This window comes from Pseudomonas sp. MYb327 (genome assembly GCF_040438925.1).
Lineage (GTDB): Bacteria > Pseudomonadota > Gammaproteobacteria > Pseudomonadales > Pseudomonadaceae > Aquipseudomonas.
Genome location: NZ_CP159258.1, coordinates 5693978 through 5713134, shown reverse-complemented (window position 1 = coordinate 5713134; position 19157 = coordinate 5693978). Strand labels below are relative to the sequence as shown.

Genomic DNA, 19157 nt, shown 5'->3' with positions numbered 1-19157 from the left:
ATACTGATTGGTATTAACGTCAGTGGATTTTCGGCAGATACACTTCCCGATAGCGATTACGCAGACGACACTGGTCGAGCCGCACACCTTGCGCGCCTCAAGCAATGACCCGCGTTCGGCCGCCCTTCGTTCCGGGTCCCTTTCAGCGCAGATGACGAGAACGCCATGGCCGGGCTAATTCCCCAGAGCTTCATTGACGACCTTCTGAACCGCACCGACATCGTCGATGTGGTCAGCTCGCGCCTGCAATTGAAAAAAGCCGGCAAGAACCACACCGCCTGCTGCCCGTTTCACAAAGAAAAAACACCTTCCTTCAGCGTCAGCCCCGACAAGCAGTTCTATTACTGTTTTGGCTGCGGCGCTGGCGGTAACGCCCTCGGCTTCATCATGGACCACGATAACCTGGACTTCGTCCAGGCCGTCGAAGAACTGGCCAAAGCCGCCGGCATGGAAATTCCCCGCGAGGAAAGCGGCCGGGCGCACAAGCCGCGGCAGCCGACTGATTCGCCGCTGTACCCGCTGCTCACCGCCGCTGCCGACTTTTATCGGCAGGCCCTGAAAAGCCATCCATCTCGCAAAGCTGCGGTGGATTACTTGAAAGGTCGCGGATTGACCGGTGAAATAGCCCGGGATTTCGGCCTCGGCTTCGCACCACCCGGCTGGGACAATCTGTTCAAGCACTTGAGCAGCGATACCTTGCAGCAAAAAGCCATGATCGATGCCGGCTTACTGATCGAGAACGCCGAAACCGGCAAACGCTACGATCGCTTCCGTGACCGCGTGATGTTCCCGATCCGAGACAGCCGCGGCCGTATCATTGCCTTTGGCGGCCGGGTACTGGGTGATGACAAGCCGAAATACCTGAACTCGCCGGAAACCCCGGTATTCCATAAAGGCCAGGAACTCTATGGCCTGTATGAGGCGCGCAAGAACAATCGCAACCTCGACGAAATCATCGTCGTCGAAGGCTACATGGACGTCATCGCCCTCGCCCAGCAAGGCCTGCGCAATGCCGTCGCGACCCTGGGCACCGCCACCAGCGAAGAGCACTTGAAACGACTGTTTCGCGTCGTGCCCAGCGTGCTGTTCTGCTTCGACGGCGACCAGGCGGGTCGCAACGCCGCGTGGCGCGCACTGGAAGCAACGCTGTCGAGCCTGCAAGACGGGAGACGCGCACGCTTTTTGTTCCTGCCCGAAGGCGAAGACCCGGATACGCTGGTCCGCTCCGAAGGCACTGACGCCTTCCGCGCACGCATCAACCAGCACGCTCAGCCATTGGCTGATTATTTTTTCCAGCAACTGACCGAAGAAGCAGACCCGCGGTCACTTGAAGGCAAGGCGCACATGGCCACGCTCGCCGCGCCGCTGATCGACAAAGTGCCGGGCGCAAACTTGCGTACCCTGATGCGCCAGCGCCTGCTGGAAATCACGGGCTTGAGCGGTGAAGCGGTCAGCCAACTGGTACACAGCGCGCCTCAGGATGCGCCGCCAGCCTATGACCCCGGCATGGATTACGACGCCATGCCGGACTACGCCGACCTCCATCAGCCCCAGGAGGCTTACGCGCCCCAACAGGAATGGACGCCGAAGAAACCCGGCGCCGGCGGCAAGAAATGGGACAAAAAACCCTGGAGCAAAAACGGCAAGCGCGGTGATCGCGATGAGTCGTATGCCCCGCGCACACCGGTGGCGGTGGAAGCTCCGACGCTTATCGCATTGCGTACGCTTATCCACCACCCACAGCTGGCCGGAAAAGTTGAAAGTGCCGATCATTTTGCCAACGCGAGCAACACCTATGCTCAGGTGCTCATCGCATTGATCGAGGCCGTGCAAAAAAATCCTAAGCTAAACTCTATTCAGCTGATGGCTCGCTGGCACGGCACAGAACAAGGACGCCTGCTGAAAGCACTCGCAGAAAAGGAATGGCTAATTGACGGCGATAACCTTGAACAACAGTTTTTAGACACCATTACTAGGTTATCCGCAGGTCAGCATACGCAGACCCTCGATGAACTGATTAAGAAAGCAAGGCAGCCGGGATTGACGGCTGAAGAGCAAATTCAGATAGCAAAGCAGATGCGCGACCTCTTAAAACAGAATGTTTCCGCATCAAACCCGACCTCAACTGGCGCGTGAGGTCATAGCTCAGGTATAATCCTCGGCTTGTTTTTTGCCCGCCAAGACCTTCAGTGGATAGGGTGTTATGTCCGGAAAAGCGCAACAGCAGTCTCGTATCAAAGAGTTGATCACACTTGGTCGTGAGCAGGGCTACCTGACTTACGCGGAGGTCAACGACCACCTGCCGGAGGATATTTCAGATCCGGAACAGGTGGAAGACATCATCCGCATGATCAATGACATGGGGATCAACGTATTCGAGGTTGCGCCAGATAAGGATTCCCTTATGCTGGCCGACGCCGATACCGACGAAGCCGCGGCCGAAGAGGCAGCAGCTGCGTTGGCAGCGGTCGAGACCGACATTGGTCGCACTACCGACCCGGTGCGCATGTACATGCGCGAAATGGGTACTGTAGAGCTCCTCACACGTGAAGGCGAAATCGAAATCGCCAAACGTATTGAAGAGGGCATCCGTGAAGTGATGAGCGCAATCGCGCACTTCCCTGGCACGGTTGATCATATTCTCTCCGAGTACACCCGCATCACCTCCGAAGGTGGCCGCCTGTCCGACGTCCTGAGCGGTTATATCGACCCGGACGACGGCATTGCGCCGCCTGCAGCCGAAGTGCCACCGCCGATCGACCCGAAAGCCGTGAAAGCGGACGACGACACAGACGACGATGACGCCGAAGCTTCGGATGACGAAGAAGAAGCCGAAAGCGGTCCGGATCCGGTTATCGCTGCACAGCGTTTTGGCGCTGTTGCCGATCAGATGGAAATCACCCGCAAAGCGCTGAAGAAGCACGGTCGCAACAACAAGGCGGCGATTGCCGAACTGTTGGTGCTGGCTGAGCTGTTCATGCCGATCAAACTGGTCCCGAAGCAATTCGAAGGCCTGGTCGAGCGTGTTCGCAGCGCCCTGGATCGTCTGCGTCAGCAAGAGCGCGCAATCATGCAGCTCTGCGTTCGTGATGCTCGCATGCCTCGTGCCGATTTCCTGCGCCAGTTCCCGGGCAACGAAGTCGACGAAAGCTGGTCCGACGCGCTGGCCAAAGGCAAGAGCAAATACGCCGAAGCCATTGGTCGCGTGCAGCCGGACATCATTCGTTGCCAGCAGAAACTGACGGCGCTGGAAACCGAAACCGGTTTGACGATCGCCGAGATCAAGGACATCAACCGTCGCATGTCGATCGGTGAGGCCAAGGCCCGCCGCGCGAAGAAAGAGATGGTTGAAGCAAACCTGCGTCTGGTGATCTCCATCGCCAAGAAGTACACCAACCGTGGCCTGCAATTCCTCGACCTGATCCAGGAAGGCAACATCGGCTTGATGAAAGCGGTAGATAAGTTCGAATACCGTCGCGGCTACAAATTCTCGACTTATGCCACCTGGTGGATCCGTCAGGCGATCACTCGCTCGATCGCCGACCAGGCCCGCACCATCCGTATTCCGGTGCACATGATCGAGACGATCAACAAGCTCAACCGTATTTCCCGCCAGATGCTGCAGGAAATGGGCCGCGAACCGACCCCGGAAGAGCTGGGCGAACGCATGGAAATGCCTGAGGACAAGATCCGCAAGGTATTGAAGATCGCTAAAGAGCCGATCTCCATGGAAACCCCGATCGGTGATGACGAAGACTCCCATCTGGGTGACTTCATCGAAGACTCGACCATGCAGTCGCCAATCGATGTTGCCACCGTTGAGAGCCTTAAAGAAGCGACTCGCGAAGTTCTCTCCGGCCTCACTGCCCGTGAAGCCAAGGTTCTGCGCATGCGCTTCGGTATCGACATGAATACCGACCACACCCTCGAGGAGGTTGGTAAGCAGTTCGACGTGACCCGTGAACGGATTCGTCAGATCGAAGCCAAGGCGTTGCGCAAGCTGCGCCACCCGACGAGAAGCGAGCATCTGCGCTCCTTCCTCGACGAGTGATCACAAAACCCCCGGCCCAGGCCGGGGGTTTTGCTTTTATGCAGATAAAAACCCCTGCGCTACGCCCCTCCCGCCGATTTGCCCGTCTACACTCGAAGCATTCCCCCGAGCCATAACGAGACCGTTATGCCCAGACTGCCGACCGTGCTTTTTTTGCTGTCGCTGATGAACTGGACTGCAACGGCTGGCGCGCTGACTCTGACCGACGAAGAACGTAGCTGGCTTGCAGCCCACCCGGACTTGCGCCTAGGTGTGGATGCGTCATGGCCTCCTTTTGAGTTTCGCGACGATCAGGGACACTATCAGGGCCTTGCAGCGGACTATATCGACCAGATTCGCCAACGACTGGCCGTCAAACTCACACCCATCGAGCCTGTGAGCTGGTCGGTTGTGCTGGAGCAGGCCAAACAAGGCAGGCTGGATCTGTTACCCGGCATCATGTCGACCCCGGAACGCCAGAACTATCTGGCATTCACCCGCCCCTACCTGGATTTTCCGATTGTCATACTTGCTCACGTCGGAGGCCCTCAGCCACGCAAAATCGAGGATTTGTACGGACTGAAAATCGCTGTGGTGGAAAACTATGCGCCCCATGAGCTGTTACGCACCCACAATCCCGACTTGAATCTGGTGGCAATGCCTAACGTCAGCTCGGCGCTGCAGGCACTGGCAACTGATGAAGTCGACGCCGTGGTGGGCGATCTCGCCTCCAGTGTGTGGAGCCTGCGCCAGCTCAAGCTTGACGGCTTGTATGTCAGCGGTGAAACCCCGTATCGCTACCAGTTGGCCATGGGAGTGCCCCGTGAGAACAAAATGCTGGTTGGCATTCTGGACAAGGTCCTGGCGGACATGACTCCAGCCGAAATCAGCGCCATTCAGGAGCAATGGGTCGGCAACGTCCTGGATCATCGAACCTTCTGGTCCGACCTGCTGGTCTACGGCCTGCCCGGTTTGCTCCTGCTGATGATCGTGTTGGCGGTGGTGATTCGGATCAACCGCCGCTTGAGTTCGGAAATCGCCCGTCGAGTGGACCTGGAACAGGAACTTCGCAGCAGCGAGTACCACTACCGCGGGTTGGTGGAGAGCCTTTCGGCCATCGCCTGGGAAGCGCGGATGAGCGACTACACCTACAGCTATGTGTCGCCCCACGCTGAGGATCTACTCGGTTATCCCCTGTCCCACTGGCTGATTCCGGGTTTCTGGCGCAACATCATTCACCCCGCCGACCTCACACGCGCGCAGAGTTTCTGCGATCACGAAGTACTGGCCGGGCGCGATCACAGCCTCGATTACCGGGTCATCACCGCTGACGGGCGCTGCTTGTGGGTGCGCGATATTGTCAGCCTGATCGAGCACGGCCATGAACCGGTGATGCGCGGGCTCATGATCGATATCAGCGAGACCAAACGCACCGAAGAAGCCCTGCGCCTGTCGGAACAGAAATTTGCCTCAGTATTCCAGCAATGTCCCGACATTCTGGTGATCGCGCGACTCTCCGACGGCTGCCTGATGGAAGTCAACGAAGCGTTCGAAGAACAAATTGGCCTGCGAGCCGAAGACGTCATTGGCCAAACCGCCACCAACCTGAACATCTGGGGCATACCCGGCGTCGGGCCAGGCCTGTTGCAGCGATTACAGGCCGGCAGCATCCGCAACCTGGAAATGCCCTTTCGTCGCAGCAATGGCCAGGTATTTACCGGCCTGATCTCGGCCGAACCGTTTGACCTCGACACCACTCCGGCGCTGGTGGTCGTCGTTCGGGACATCACGCAACTCAAGGAAACCCAACAGCAACTGCAAACCTCCGAAGAAAAATTCGCCAAGGCCTTCCACGCCTCGCCCGATGGCTTGCTGTTGTCGCGGCAGAGTGACGGGCTGCTGATGGAGGTCAACGAGGGGTTCAGCCGCATTACCGGCTTCAATAGCGCCATGTCGGTAGATCGCTCGGCCCTGGATCTGGGCATCTGGGTCAATCTCAACGAGCGCAAACAGATGCTCGACCTGCTGCATCGGGACGGTTTTGTCCGTGACTTCAGTTGCCATATCCGCCGCAGCGACGGGCAAATCCGCCTTTGTGAGGTGTCCAGCCGTCCACTGCCGATTGGCGACGAGGACTGCATGCTGACCATCGCCCGGGACATCACCGAGCGCCACATGATGCAGGAAAAACTGCAACAGGCCGCCACCGTATTCGAGAGTACCGCCGAGGGCGTGCTAATCACTGATACCCAACAACACATCAGTGCGGTCAACCGTGCATTCACCGAGATCACCGGCTACAGCGAAAGCGAAGCGCTGGGCCACACGCCGCGCCTGCTGGCCTCCGGGCTGCACGACAGCGCGTTCTACGCGGCCATGTGGCATCAACTGACCGCCGAAGGTCATTGGCAAGGCGAGATTTCCAACCGACGCAAGAATGGCGAGCTGTACCCGAGTTGGTTGACCATCAGCGCCGTGCGCAATCGGGATAAATTCATCACCCACTTTGTGGCCGTGTTCGCCGACATTTCCAGCCTCAAACATGCCCAGGCCAAACTCGACTACCAGGCACACCACGACCCGTTGACCGGCCTGCCAAACCGCACACTGTTCGAGAGTCGCTTGCAGACAGCGCTCAATATCCAGCGAGAACACGGCGGCCAGGGCGCGGTGTTGTTCCTGGACCTGGATCGCTTCAAACACATCAATGACAGCCTTGGCCACCCGGTCGGCGACCTGCTGCTCAAGGGCATTGCCGTGCGTCTCAAGGAGCAACTGCGTGATATCGACACCGTGGCGCGACTGGGTGGCGACGAATTCATCATCCTGCTACCGGGCCTGCAGCAACCTGCCGACGCCGACAACATCGCTACCAAACTGCTCAATTGCTTTACCGCACCGTTCCAGGCCGGTGAACATGAGTTCTTCATCAGCTCCAGCATCGGCACCAGCCTTTATCCACAGGACGGCTGCGACGTCGCCACGTTGATCAAAAACGCCGACGCAGCGATGTACCGCTCCAAAGCCAAGGGCCGCAACCGGGTCGAAAGCTACACCTGCGATCTCACCGCACAAGCCAGCGAGCGGGTGGCGCTGGAACATGAACTGAGACGCGCCATCGAGCGCAATGAGCTGCATCTTTACTACCAACCGAAGATCAGCCTTAACGACTATCGCCTGGTAGGCGCCGAAGCGCTGATTCGCTGGCGTCATCCGACCCTGGGTGACATTCCGCCGGAACGTTTTATCTCCCTGGCCGAAGAAAACGGCATGATCCTGCAAATCGGCGACTGGGTGCTCGAGACTGCCTGCCGGCAAATGCGTGAGTGGAGCTTGACCTACGAGGGGCTCGGCCCGCTGTCCGTCAACCTTGCAGGCGCTCAGCTACGCCAACCCAACCTGCTTGGTCGAATAGAACAATTGCTCAAGGATAACCGCCTCAAACCGGACTTCCTGCAACTGGAAATCACCGAAAACTTCATCATGAGCCAGGCTGAGGAAGCGCTGGCGGTGCTGCATCAGCTCAAGCACCTGGGTGTACAACTGGCGATTGACGACTTCGGCACCGGCTATTCCTCACTGAGTTACCTCAAGCGTCTGCCGTTGGACATTCTCAAGATCGATCAGTCCTTCGTTCGCGGCCTGCCGGATGACCCCCACGACGCAGCCATCGTTCGCGCCATCATCGCCCTTGGCCGCAGCATGCAATTCACGGTGATTGCCGAAGGCGTGGAGACCCAGGCGCAACAGCAATTCCTCGCCGACGAAGGTTGTGAGCAGATCCAGGGCTATATCGTCAGCGTGCCCCTGCCGCCCGACGAATTTGCCGCGACGTTTCTTCGCATAACAGTTTCAGACTTTTCGGATAGCACAGCCGCGAAACCGTCGTTATAATCCGCGACCTACTGAGGGCCTATAGCTCAGTTGGTTAGAGCAGAGGACTCATAATCCTTTGGTCCACGGTTCAAGTCCGTGTGGGCCCACCAAACAAGAAAGCCGCGCAATGCGCGGCTTTTTCGTATCCGGCTGCCGAACGGTATCACCGTCACTGGCAGTCCTCGTAATGTAACGAAGGTATAGCTTGCACTGCCCGCAGACGTTCAAGCGTCTGCCCCGTCAGCACAACCTCGTATGTATCTGCCGCCCGCCCCCACTGCTCAACGATAACCATGGCGTCCACCAAGACCGCTGCCAATTCGATAATGGTTCCCGATAGTTCCTCTACGATGTCTTGGGTCCGCTGCCATGCACGATCCGTCAGTGTTTTAAGCTCAGCAGCTATGAGCTCAGACGACGCCGGATCGGTTTCGGGGTAGAGGATATTGCGCAGCAGATGCTGCAGCTCCCGGATCTTTGCGTAATCCTGTTCCGCCCCCTGCTCACCCTTGAGGATCGCTGCAGCTTTCGACTTGTCGACGCTTCGTCCGACTGAATATCTTGAAGGCAGTGTCTGCGCCATCGCGCCAGCCAGGAGGACCATCACTCGGGCCTCCAGATGATGCTTCATGGCGTCTATTGTCGAAATAGCCCGCACCATGCTGACTGATGCCCCGCCGGAATGCCTTAGGTCCATGGTCACGGTCAGGCTCACGTTGCCCGTGGCAAAACCCAAGGCACGGGCAACTACGTAATGGCCCATTTCGTGATGGGCAATCTCCCATGCACGATTGCGTACAGCAGGAGGCATTTTCTTCGTCATGGAAATCCCCTCGCGTCATGACGTAGATTGAGCATTCCTTCTTTGCCTTACATCACAGACTAGATGTGGGCTCAGGATCAATCATTAAAACCTCAATCTAAACACCGTTCGCCAAAGGTTTTTCCACACCGAGAGTTTGTGTTTCTGCCAGTTGCGTTCCCACCATTCATCTTCATTCATGGCGAGCGCCTCGATGTCGCTGCCTGTCACTGCCGCCGCTTGCTGGCGAAAAAGCATGGGAAACACGCAGTGTTGTTTGATCTGCCGTTTGAACAAGACATCGATCGGCTCCCCGGCATAGGGCGTTTGAGCCAGCACTCTGCAACCCTCGCGGGAGATGATGTAGGCGTGCAACGCCACCACGTTGCCACGGGCAATGAACGGGAACCAGGTCAGCCACGTTCGCCCCATGCTGTACCCCAGGTGTAACGCTTCAAACCTGTTTTGGCGAATAAACCGGTTGACCCAGCACACCTGTGTCGGAGGAAGCCTGTAGGGTTTGGCGTCGTCTTCGAAAATCAACACTCGTTGCCAACCTTCGGCCAGGACTTTTTTGGCCAGTGCCTGATGTGATTCGTAACAACCTCGGACCGGGTCGTTGCAGCGTTGTGCAATGAAGAACTCGATCGGGTTTGAAATGAGCGTTGCTACCGTGCTTTGGAATAACCGCCGCCGGTCATGGCGCAATTTCAGAGATATGCAGTACACGTGATCAACATCGAACGAGACCCTTTCCATTCGCCCTTGGCACCTTCACAAAACTCTCCATGACCCGACGCCACGGAAAGGCTCAATGATCAGCAAGTGGACCTGCAACGTCTGTCAGACGCATCCTGAAGTGGCGCTGTTTTTTCCCCCTCGATTTTCGCCCACGAAAAAGCCGCGTCATTGCGCGGCTTTTTCGTACCTGGGGGCCCAGGCTTTATTTAGGCAAAGCGTAGGCAATCACATAATCGCCACGGTCCGTCGACTGACGCGCCCCGCCCACGGTGAGCAGGATGTACTGCTTGCCCGTTTTCGGCGAAACGTAAGTCATCGGACCCGACTGGCTGCCCACTGGCAAACGCGACTTCCAGATCTCATTACCGTTGCCGGTATCGAAGGCACGCAGGTAGAAGTCCTGGGTACCGGCGAAGAACAACAGGCCGGACTGGGTAGCGAGCGATGCGCCGAGGGTCGGCATGCCGATCGGGATCGGCAGGTGCATGCGGATGCCCAACGGGCCGGTGTCTTGCACGGTGCCGACCGGGACTTGCCACATCAGTTTGTGGGTCTTGAGGTCGATGGCGGACATGGTGCCGAACGGTGGTTTCTGGCACGGAATGCCGGCCGCCGAAAGAAAGCGTTCACGCATGGCGCCGAACGGTGTGCCTTCCTGTGGAACGACGCCCATTTCGATACCGCTGGCTCCGGCACCGATTTTGTCGCGTGGGATCATGTAGTTGGCCAGGCCCAGGCGCATGTCGTTGACGAACATGTAGTTAGTGTTCGGATCGACCGAGACGCTGCCCCAGTTCATGCCGCCCAGAGAACCCGGGAATTGCAGGGCGCGATCCATGCCAGGTGGCGTGTAGACGCCTTCGTGGCGCATGCCTTTGAACTGGATGCGGCACATCAGCTGATCAAACGGCGTGGCGCCCCACATGTCGGATTCGGTCAAGGTCTTGTTACCGATTGACGGCATGTCCACCGAGAACGGTTGGGTTGGCGAGTAGCGTTCGCCAGGCACGCTGCCTTGAGGCACCGGACGCTCTTCGACGCGGGCGATTGGCACGCCGGTTTCACGGTTGAGCAGGAAGATCTCACCCTGTTTGGTGACTTGCGCCAGGGCCGGTTCCATTCCGCCCTTGTCGTCCGGCACGTCGTACAGCAGCGGTTGTGCCGGAAGGTCGAAGTCCCACAAATCGTGGTGAGTGGTCTGGAAGTGCCAGCGCACCTGACCGGTTTTCACGTCGATGGCGACGATGGACGAGTTCCACTTGTCGTCGAACTCGGTGCGCTGACCGCCGAAGAAGTCCGGGGTGGCGTTGCCGGTTGGCAGATAGACCAGCCCAAGCTTGGCGTCGTAGGACATCGCCGACCAGACATTCGGCGTACCACGGGTATAGGTCTCACCCGCTGGAGGGCGTTTGGTGGTGTTCGGATTGCCCGGATCCCACGCCCACATCAGCTCACCGCTACGCACGTCGTAGGCACGGACTACACCCGGCGGCTCGCCGGTGGAATAGTTGTCGGCCACGCGGCCACCGACGATCACCACATCACCGGCGACCAGCGGGGTCGAGGTTTGCTGGTAGTAACCAGGCTTCACTTCGCCCATGTCAGTGGTCAGATCGACCGTGCCTTTGTTACCGAATTCTTCGCATGGCTCGCCGGTGTCGGCATTGATGGCGATCAAACGCGCATCGCCGGTCGGCAGAAACAGACGTTTCGTACAGGCAGTTGGCTGAGCGTCCGTAGGCGCCGGGGTTTCGGCATAGCCCAGGCCACGGCAACGCTGCCAGTTCGGTGCAGTGCCTTGCGGGTCGAACTTCCAGCGCTGCGTGCCTGTGTCGGCATCCAGCGCGAAGACTTTGCCGTAGGCGGTGCAGGTATAGACCGTGTCACCGATTTGCAGCGGGGTGTTCTGGTCTTCAGCACCGGCGCCGGTGCTTTGCGGAATGTCGCCAGTGCGGAAGGTCCAGGCCACCTGCAATTTGTCGATGTTGCTTTTGTTGATCTGGTCCAGCGCGGCAAAGCGGTTGCCGGCAGTGGTGTTGCCCCAATGGGCCCAATCTTTCTGCTCGGTGCCTGGTGCAACCGGCGTCACTGCAGGTTCGGTAGTGGCCTTGACCACGTGGGTCGGCACGAACATATAGGCCATCGTTGCGACGACACCGACGCCGAGAACACCAGCCAAGCCGTATGCACCACGCCCTGCAGAAGCGCCCGACGCACGCACCAGCATCGGGTAAATCAGCGCGACGACCAGACCGATCACGGCAAAAGTCAGCACACGAGATACCAGTGGCCAATATTCGAGCCCGGCATCCCACACGGCCCAGATCGCGGTCAGGATTAGTGCAACGCCATATAACCACGCACCGGCGGGTTTACGGCGAGCAATCATCAGCCCGGAGACCAGCATTGCCAGGCCCATCAGCAGGAAATACCAACTGCCGCCGAGCGTAATCAAATAGCCACCGCCACCGGCCAGCCCGAGCCCGATCAGCGCAATCAGGACACCCAGTCCCGCAATCAACCATTTGCCGCCGGCGGCAGCCCCAGAATTATTCATGTCGGAAATTTTCCCCATTTGTGACAAGCGCGAAATAATGTACCACCTGGTTACTTATGGCAAATTGTCGCAGGTTAAATGGCATGAACGGTAGTGAGGCTAGTTCAAGGATCCATCGCGGGCGCCGTGTGGAAACTGCCTGTAACATGCTTGCGCATTGATCCATGCCGCTGGAGATGACGCATTGCCTGACACTCGCCCCCCCGTTCTTGATGAAATCGACCGCCAACTGATAGCGGCCTTGCAGATCAACGCCCGCGAAAGCGTAGCCATGCTCGCCCGCCAACTGGGCATCGCTCGCACCACCGTCACTTCGCGGCTGGCACGGCTGGAAAAGTCGAAAGTCATCACTGGTTATGGCGTTCGACTGGGCCAGCGCGTGGTGGATGGCGGATTACAGGCATACGTGGGGATTACCGTGCAGCCGCGCTCCGGCAAAGAAGTGCTGCGACGGCTGAGCGCCATGGCTCAAGTGCAGCAGTTGTGTGCGGTAAGTGGCGAATTTGATTATGTGGCGTGGTTGCGTACGGACTCGCCGGAGCAGCTGGATCAATTGTTGGATCAGATTGGCAGTGTGGATGGGGTGGAGAAGACGACAACGTCGATCATCTTGAGTAGCAAAATTGATCGGGGGCAGCCGGTTTGATTGTTTACCCTGTCATCAGAGTTTTCTGGGTTGACGCCGTCGCGAGCAAGCTGGCTCCTACAGAAGACCTTATTGTCAATCTGACTCAATAGTTCGTCATATTGATAAATTTATTGGCAAAACGACGACACTTTGCATCTTATTAACGTGTTCTACGCTCTCTAGAATGGCTGGCATCTTTTCCTATACTCAGACGCGCACCCCGCGTCCGGTCGCCAGTAAGGTCAGCCATGAACAAGAACAATCGCCACCCTGCAGACGGTAAAAAACCCGTCACCATTTTCGGCCCGGACTTTCCTTTCGCCTTCGACGACTGGATCGAACACCCGGCCGGCCTGGGCAGCATTCCCGAGCATCATCACGGTGCCGAAGTGGCGATTGTCGGCGCGGGGATCGCCGGGCTGGTGGCGGCTTACGAGCTGATGAAACTAGGTCTGAAACCGGTCGTCTACGAAGCCTCGAAAATGGGTGGCCGTCTGCGCTCCCAAGCATTCAATGGAACTGACGGCATCGTGGCGGAACTGGGCGGCATGCGTTTCCCGGTGTCGTCCACCGCGTTTTACCACTACGTCGACAAACTCGGTCTTGAGACCAAGCCCTTCCCAAACCCGCTGACGCCTGCCTCTGGCAGCACCGTGATCGATCTGGAAGGCAAGACCCATTACGCACAGAAACTGGCGGATCTTCCTGCACTGTTCCAGGAAGTGGCTGACGCCTGGGCCGATGCACTGGAAGCTGGCTCGCAGTTCTCTGATATCCAGCAGGCCATCCGCGACCGCGACGTGCCACGCCTCAAAGCACTGTGGAACACCTTGGTGCCGCTGTGGGACGACCGCACGTTCTACGACTTCGTCGCCACCTCCAAAGCGTTCGCCAAGCTGTCGTTCCATCACCGCGAAGTATTCGGCCAGGTCGGTTTCGGCACCGGCGGCTGGGACTCCGACTTCCCGAATTCAATGCTGGAAATCTTCCGCGTGGTCATGACCAACTGCGACGATCATCAGCACTTGGTGGTCGGCGGTGTGGAGCAAGTGCCGCAAGGCATCTGGCGTCATGTGCCGGAGCGTTGCGTACACTGGCCAGCAGGCACCAGCCTCAAATCTCTGCACCGGGGCGCCCCGCGTTCCGGCGTAAAGAAAATTGCCCACGCCGCCGATGGCCGTTTCGCAGTGACCGACAACAATGGCGACACGCGCGAATATGCGGCAGTGCTGACCACTTGCCAGAGCTGGTTGCTGACCACGCAAATCGAATGCGACGAAACCCTGTTCTCGCAAAAGATGTGGATGGCCCTCGACCGTACCCGCTACATGCAATCGTCGAAAACCTTCGTGATGGTCGACCGACCTTTCTGGAAAGACAAAGACCCGGAAACCGGTCGCGACCTGATGAGCATGACCCTCACCGATCGCCTTACCCGAGGCACCTACCTGTTCGACAACGGCGACGACAAGCCGGGCGTGATTTGCCTGTCGTACTCGTGGATGAGCGACGCGCTGAAAATGCTCCCGCACCCGGTGGAAAAACGCGTGAAACTGGCGCTGGATGCTTTGAAGAAGATCTATCCGAAAGTCGACATCGCCGCGCGCATCATCGGCGACCCGATCACCGTGTCGTGGGAAGCCGACCCGCATTTCCTCGGGGCTTTCAAAGGTGCCTTGCCCGGTCACTACCGCTACAACCAGCGCATGTACGCGCATTTCATGCAGGACGACATGCCGGCGGAACAGCGCGGAATCTTTATCGCCGGTGACGATGTTTCGTGGACGCCGGCCTGGGTCGAGGGTGCGGTCCAGACCTCGCTCAACGCGGTGTGGGGCATCATGAAACACTTCGGCGGTGCAACTCACGCCGAGAATCCGGGTCCAGGTGATGTGTTCAACGAGATCGGACCGATCGCCCTGCCCGAGTAAGAGGAATCCGAAATGCGCGTAGCCCTTTACCAATGTCCACCGTTGCCTTTGGATGTTGCTGGCAATCTGCAGCGCCTGCATCAGCTAGCACTGGAAGCTAAAGGCGCCGATTTGCTGGTACTGCCGGAGATGTTCCTGACCGGCTACAACATCGGCGTCGATGCCGTCAGCGTACTGGCGGAGGTGCATAACGGAGAGTCGGCGCAACAGGTCGCGCGCATTGCCAAGTCTGCCGGGATCGCCATTTTGTATGGCTATCCCGAGCGCACCGAGGACGGGCAGATCTACAACGCCGTGCAGCTGGTCGACGCCAATGGCGAGCGCCTGTGCAACTACCGCAAGACGCACCTGTTCGGCGACCTCGACCGCTCGATGTTCAGCGCCGGCACGGACAACTTCCCCATCGTTGAACTCAACGGCTGGAAGCTCGGGTTCCTGATCTGCTACGACCTCGAGTTTCCGGAAAACACTCGACGCCTGGCCCTGGCCGGCGCCGAACTGATCCTGGTACCGACGGCCAACATGATCCCGTTCGACTTCATCGCTGACGTCACCGTGCGCGCCCGGGCCTATGAAAACCAGTGCTACGTGGCTTATGCCAACTACTGCGGACAAGAAGGCGATATCCACTACTGCGGCCAAAGCAGCATCGCCGCACCGGATGGCAGCCGCATTGCCCAGGCTGGCCTCGATGAAGCGCTGATTGTCGGTGAGCTGGATCGCCAGCTGATGCTCGATTCCCGCGAGGCCAATCGCTACCTGATCGATCGCCGCCCTGAGCTTTACGGCGCCCTGAACAAGCGCTAATCCGCTAGCATTGGCACTTCACTGTTCTGGAAGTGCCCATGCCTGCGCTGAATCCCCCTCGCCCCCATATTGAAACCCTGGCTAACGGTCTGCGGGTGACCCTGCGTCACGCGCCCGATTTGAAGCGCTGCGCCGCGGCATTGCGGGTCGCCGCCGGTAGTCATGATGTTCTGTTGGCCTGGCCCGGCCTGGCGCACTTTCTTGAGCATCTGCTGTTTCTGGGGACTGAGCGTTTTCCTGCTGACCAAGGGCTGATGGCCTACGTCCAGGGTCACGGCGGGCAAGTGAACGCGCGCACCAGCGAACGCACTACTGATTACTTTTTCGAATTGCCGCCTCAGGCGTTTAGCGATGGGTTGGAGCGTCTGTCAGACATGCTCGCCCATCCGCGTATGAATCTGGAGGAACAGCAGCGGGAACGCGAAGTGCTACACGCGGAATTTGTCGCCTGGTCGCAGGATGCGACGGCGCAACAACAAATGGCGTTGTTCGATGGCCTGTCTGAAACGCATCCGCTACGAGGCTTTCATGCTGGCAACCGCGACAGCCTGCCGGTGCCGAAACCGGAGTTTCAGCAGGCGTTGCAGGATTTCTACCAACGGTTTTATCAAACCGGGCAGATGACGTTGAGTCTGGCTGGCCCGCAAAGTCTCGCGGACTTGAAGGTTCTGGCCCAGGCATTCGCTGAGGCCATTCCCGCGGGCAATACAATCGCGCAGCAAACACCTACACGGTTGATGGATTCTTCGGACAACAGTTATCAACAGGCGAGCAAGCATCGCTTGGATCTGTTATTCGCCCTTGAAGCGCTGCCAGACTCATCGCCTGAAGCGCTGGCATTCCTGTGTCATTGGCTCAACAGCGCGAAATCCGGCGGGCTGCTGGCTGGCTTGCGTACACAGGGCTTGGCTGATCGATTGAAGGCCGAGCCGCTGTATCAGTTCGCCGGGCAAGCCTTGCTGCATATCGAATTCACATTGCCCGCCAATACGCCGGCAAGCGGAATTCGCGAACAATTGCTGGATTGGCTGGGCTTCTTCGCCCGGCAAGACTGGAGCGGATTGCGCGACGAATACACCGCCCTGCTCCAACGACAGCAGCAAGTCAGCGGCGCCCTGCAACTGGCTCGACTGGACAGCGAACGGCGCGAATTCGGGCTATCCGAACAAGGCGTCGCAGCCCTCAAGGAAGTCCTGCAACAGCTCGGCGCTGTGGATAACTTCACCGGTCAATGGCAACTGCCGACGCCCAACCCTTTTCTGCGCTCTGAAGCGCCGGCTTCGAATGCCGGATTGATTCGCGGCCAAACCAGCGCCCACCGAGGCCTGCGCACCTTTGCCCAGGATCGCTCACGCAGTCGCCGCGAGCGCTCGCCGATGCAGTTCGGCGAGGCGTTGCCGGGTAATAGCGCTGAAGGTGCGGTGTATTTGCGCTGGCGCCTCGGCGCAACACCTGACAAACAACTGCAATCGAGTCTGGAAAAGCATCTGCAACCGTTGCGCGAAGAGGCGCATCAGGCGGGCGTCGATTTTTCCTTCAGCGCATCGGGCAACGAATGGCTGTTGAGAATGACGGGACTACAGGAGCCGATGCCCTCGGTCCTGGAACATGCGCTGAAAGCACTGGCAAGCCCTGATACCGATTTCCCACAAGATGAATCACCGCTGATGCCGATCCGGCAACTGCTGAAGGCATTGCCCGATCTTTGTCTTGAGCGCACCGCAGACTCGGACGTCCTGCAACAACTCTGGTCGAGTGCACGCTGGGATGGATTGGCATTGGGCCTGTCCGCTCAAACCCAGGCCGCGATGGGCCTGGCGTTGAGCCGTATACCCGGCACACCGGACAACCAGCTCACGCCACCGCCCTCGATCCACTCGCAACAGCGCTGGAGCACCCTCGATACAGGCTCCACAGAACACGCGTTGTTACTCTTCTGCCCTACAGCCTCCGAGGACATCGCCGACGAAGCCGCGTGGCGTTTGCTCGCACACATCTGTCAGACGCCGTTCTACCAACGTCTGCGTGTGGAGTTGCAATTGGGTTATGCGGTGTTCAGCGCCCTGCGCCAGATGCATGGGCAAACCGGGCTGCTGTTCGGCGTGCAGTCACCGAACGTTGCGCCAGTGGATCTGCTGCAACACATTAAGGAGTTTTTGAACGGGTTGCCGGAGTTGATCCGCAAGATCGATGAAGACAGCTTCATAGCCCTGCGCCAAGTTTTGGCCGAGCAATTCGCAACTGAATCCATGCCCACCGTCCAGGCCGCCGAATTGCTCTGGCAGGGCAAACTGGCTGGCCGCTCGTCGGATTATTTGACACGGTTACCAGAGGCGATCCTGCAAATAGATCGTCCGGCACTTCTGGCCGCGGCCCAACGCCTGAATCACGCTGAAGGCGGCTGGCGCTGCGTGTCCAACGGCGCGTGCCCCGACTCGCCTTGGCAAGTGACAAAATGATCTTTACCAAGGCTGCAATTAACTTTCTCGAACATTTGCAGCCAATTACCGTGAAATTTTAAGTAACATAGCTGCCTAACTATCTGAACATCTCCGGCTGGAGGTGGACTATATGTATAGACCTCAACTGTCCCATCACCTGAAGGAGCGCTCCCATGTCCTGGTCCAAACCGGCTTACACCGACCTGCGTATCGGCTTTGAAGTCACCATGTACTTCGCAAGCCGCTAAATTTGTCTTGTGGTTTCAACGCCTCGGTTTGCCGAGGCGTTTTTATTTTCAGCGTTGAATGATGGTGCCCTCATGTTTGTCCATATTCTCGGTTCCGCCGCCGGCGGTGGTTTCCCGCAGTGGAACTGCAACTGCGTGAACTGCGCAGGTTTTCGCGACGGCAGCCTGAATGCCAAGGCGCGTACCCAGTCGTCCATCGCGATTTCCGATGACGGCGTGAATTGGGTGCTGTGCAACACCTCCCCGGACATCCGTGCCCAGCTCCAGGGTTTCGCCCCGATGCAACCAGGCCGCGCGCTGCGTGATACCGGTATCAGCGCGATCATTCTGATGGACAGCCAGATCGACCACACCACCGGTCTGCTCATGCTGCGCGAAGGTTGCCCGCATCAGGTCTGGTGCACTGACATGGTCCACGAAGACCTGAGCACAGGCTTTCCGCTGTTCACCATGCTGACCCACTGGAACGGTGGCCTGGACTGGAACCGCATCGAACTCGACCAGAGCTTCAGCATCCCGGCCTGCCCGAACCTGCGCTTCACCCCGTTGCCACTGCGCAGCGCCGCCCCGCCCTACTCGCCCCATCGTTTCGACCCGCATCCGGGCGACAACATCGGCCTGATCGTTGAAGACCTCAACACCGGCGGCAAGCTGTTTTACGCACCGGGCCTGGGCAAGGTCGATGCGCCGCTGCTGGAAATCATGGCCGGCAGCGATTGCCTGCTGGTGGACGGCACGCTGTGGGACGACGACGAAATGCAACGCCGTGGCGTTGGCACCCGCACCGGTAGGGAGATGGGCCACCTGGCGCAAAATGGCCCTGGCGGCATGCTTGAAGTGCTGGAGCAACTGCCTGAACAGCGCAAGGTGCTTATCCACATCAACAACACCAACCCGATTCTCGATGAAGATTCTCCAGAGCGTGCGGAGCTGGATCGGCGCAATGTTGAAGTGGCGTATGACGGCATGAGTATTGTGCTGTAGCGGATGCCCTCATCGCTGGCAGGCCCGCTCTCACAAGTTTTGTGAACAACAGAAAACCCTTGTAGGAGCTGGCTTGCCGGGTCGCCGCATCGCAGCGATGACGTCCGATCAG

Annotated in this window: 12 protein-coding genes and 1 tRNA gene; 10 read left to right on the top strand and 3 right to left on the bottom strand. The window is 58.6% G+C overall.

Annotated elements, in window-relative coordinates; translation table 11 throughout:
* Nucleotides 1–165: 165 nt before the first annotated feature.
* The 4 genes from dnaG to ABVN21_RS25755 all read left to right on the top strand — a co-directional run bounded on the left by dnaG (nucleotide 166) and on the right by ABVN21_RS25755 (nucleotide 8016).
* The gene (gene dnaG, locus ABVN21_RS25770) at nucleotides 166–2136 is read left to right on the top strand and encodes a DNA primase (protein WP_339554827.1); all 1971 of its coding nucleotides are present in this window, start codon (nucleotides 166–168) and stop codon (nucleotides 2134–2136) included.
* A 67-nt stretch (nucleotides 2137–2203) separates the two neighbouring features.
* Nucleotides 2204–4051, top strand: coding sequence for an RNA polymerase sigma factor RpoD (gene rpoD, locus ABVN21_RS25765; protein ID WP_339554828.1), 1848 nt, complete (start codon nucleotides 2204–2206; stop codon nucleotides 4049–4051).
* Nucleotides 4052–4177: 126 nt separating this feature from the next.
* The gene (locus ABVN21_RS25760; RefSeq protein WP_339554829.1) at nucleotides 4178–7924 is read left to right on the top strand and encodes an EAL domain-containing protein; all 3747 of its coding nucleotides are present in this window, start codon (nucleotides 4178–4180) and stop codon (nucleotides 7922–7924) included.
* Nucleotides 7925–7939: 15 nt separating this feature from the next.
* Nucleotides 7940–8016 (top strand) — tRNA-Ile (locus ABVN21_RS25755).
* Between the two features lie 59 nt (nucleotides 8017–8075).
* On the opposite strand, the gene ABVN21_RS25750 is transcribed toward ABVN21_RS25755, so the two are convergent.
* The 3 genes from ABVN21_RS25750 to ABVN21_RS25740 all read right to left on the bottom strand — a co-directional run bounded on the left by ABVN21_RS25750 (nucleotide 8076) and on the right by ABVN21_RS25740 (nucleotide 12006).
* The gene (locus ABVN21_RS25750) at nucleotides 8076–8729 is read right to left on the bottom strand and encodes a peptidase M41 (protein ID WP_339554830.1); all 654 of its coding nucleotides are present in this window, start codon (nucleotides 8727–8729) and stop codon (nucleotides 8076–8078) included.
* 84 nt (nucleotides 8730–8813) lie between these two features.
* A complete protein-coding gene (locus ABVN21_RS25745) occupies nucleotides 8814–9467 on the bottom strand; it encodes a hypothetical protein (RefSeq protein WP_339554831.1) in 654 nt (217 codons plus the stop codon).
* A 184-nt stretch (nucleotides 9468–9651) separates the two neighbouring features.
* Nucleotides 9652–12006: a glucose/quinate/shikimate family membrane-bound PQQ-dependent dehydrogenase gene (locus ABVN21_RS25740; protein WP_339554832.1), complete on the bottom strand. Its 2355-nt coding sequence runs from the start codon at nucleotides 12004–12006 to the stop codon at nucleotides 9652–9654.
* 184 nt (nucleotides 12007–12190) lie between these two features.
* On the opposite strand from ABVN21_RS25740, the gene ABVN21_RS25735 reads away from it, so the two are divergent.
* The 6 genes from ABVN21_RS25735 to pqqB all read left to right on the top strand — a co-directional run bounded on the left by ABVN21_RS25735 (nucleotide 12191) and on the right by pqqB (nucleotide 19045).
* Nucleotides 12191–12652 carry an Lrp/AsnC family transcriptional regulator gene (locus ABVN21_RS25735; RefSeq protein WP_046045363.1) on the top strand — a complete coding sequence of 154 codons (462 nt, stop codon included), beginning with the start codon at nucleotides 12191–12193 and terminating at the stop codon, nucleotides 12650–12652.
* A 230-nt stretch (nucleotides 12653–12882) separates the two neighbouring features.
* Entirely contained in the window at nucleotides 12883–14565 is a 1683-nt protein-coding gene (locus tag ABVN21_RS25730) for an FAD-dependent oxidoreductase (RefSeq protein WP_339554833.1), read from the top strand.
* Between the two features lie 12 nt (nucleotides 14566–14577).
* Nucleotides 14578–15372 (top strand): carbon-nitrogen hydrolase family protein, encoded by a 795-nt coding sequence (locus tag ABVN21_RS25725; protein WP_339554834.1) that lies wholly within the window; start codon nucleotides 14578–14580, stop codon nucleotides 15370–15372.
* 38 nt (nucleotides 15373–15410) lie between these two features.
* On the top strand, nucleotides 15411–17831 hold the full coding sequence (pqqF, locus tag ABVN21_RS25720; protein WP_339554835.1) for a pyrroloquinoline quinone biosynthesis protein PqqF: 2421 nt from the start codon (nucleotides 15411–15413) through the stop codon (nucleotides 17829–17831).
* Nucleotides 17832–17986: 155 nt separating this feature from the next.
* Complete coding sequence (gene pqqA / locus ABVN21_RS25715) at nucleotides 17987–18061, top strand: pyrroloquinoline quinone precursor peptide PqqA (RefSeq protein WP_009045898.1); 75 nt, start codon at nucleotides 17987–17989, stop codon at nucleotides 18059–18061.
* A 72-nt stretch (nucleotides 18062–18133) separates the two neighbouring features.
* Nucleotides 18134–19045, top strand: a complete 912-nt coding sequence (pqqB, locus tag ABVN21_RS25710) for a pyrroloquinoline quinone biosynthesis protein PqqB (RefSeq protein WP_339554836.1) — start codon at nucleotides 18134–18136, stop codon at nucleotides 19043–19045.
* The last annotated feature ends 112 nt before the right edge of the window (nucleotides 19046–19157 follow it).

Excerpts from the sequence above, each read along its gene's own strand:
- ABVN21_RS25760 (WP_339554829.1), top strand. The coding sequence starts at position 4,178 with ATGCCCAGACTGCCGACCGTGCTTTTTTTGCTGTCGCTGATGAACTGG.
- ABVN21_RS25745 (WP_339554831.1), bottom strand. The coding sequence starts at position 9,467 with ATGGAAAGGGTCTCGTTCGATGTTGATCACGTGTACTGCATATCTCTG.
- ABVN21_RS25725 (WP_339554834.1), top strand. The coding sequence starts at position 14,578 with ATGCGCGTAGCCCTTTACCAATGTCCACCGTTGCCTTTGGATGTTGCT.
- ABVN21_RS25740 (WP_339554832.1), bottom strand. The coding sequence starts at position 12,006 with ATGAATAATTCTGGGGCTGCCGCCGGCGGCAAATGGTTGATTGCGGGA.
- rpoD (WP_339554828.1), top strand. The coding sequence starts at position 2,204 with ATGTCCGGAAAAGCGCAACAGCAGTCTCGTATCAAAGAGTTGATCACA.
- dnaG (WP_339554827.1), top strand. The coding sequence starts at position 166 with ATGGCCGGGCTAATTCCCCAGAGCTTCATTGACGACCTTCTGAACCGC.
- ABVN21_RS25750 (WP_339554830.1), bottom strand. The coding sequence starts at position 8,729 with ATGACGAAGAAAATGCCTCCTGCTGTACGCAATCGTGCATGGGAGATT.
- pqqB (WP_339554836.1), top strand. The coding sequence starts at position 18,134 with ATGTTTGTCCATATTCTCGGTTCCGCCGCCGGCGGTGGTTTCCCGCAG.
- pqqF (WP_339554835.1), top strand. The coding sequence starts at position 15,411 with ATGCCTGCGCTGAATCCCCCTCGCCCCCATATTGAAACCCTGGCTAAC.
- ABVN21_RS25730 (WP_339554833.1), top strand. The coding sequence starts at position 12,883 with ATGAACAAGAACAATCGCCACCCTGCAGACGGTAAAAAACCCGTCACC.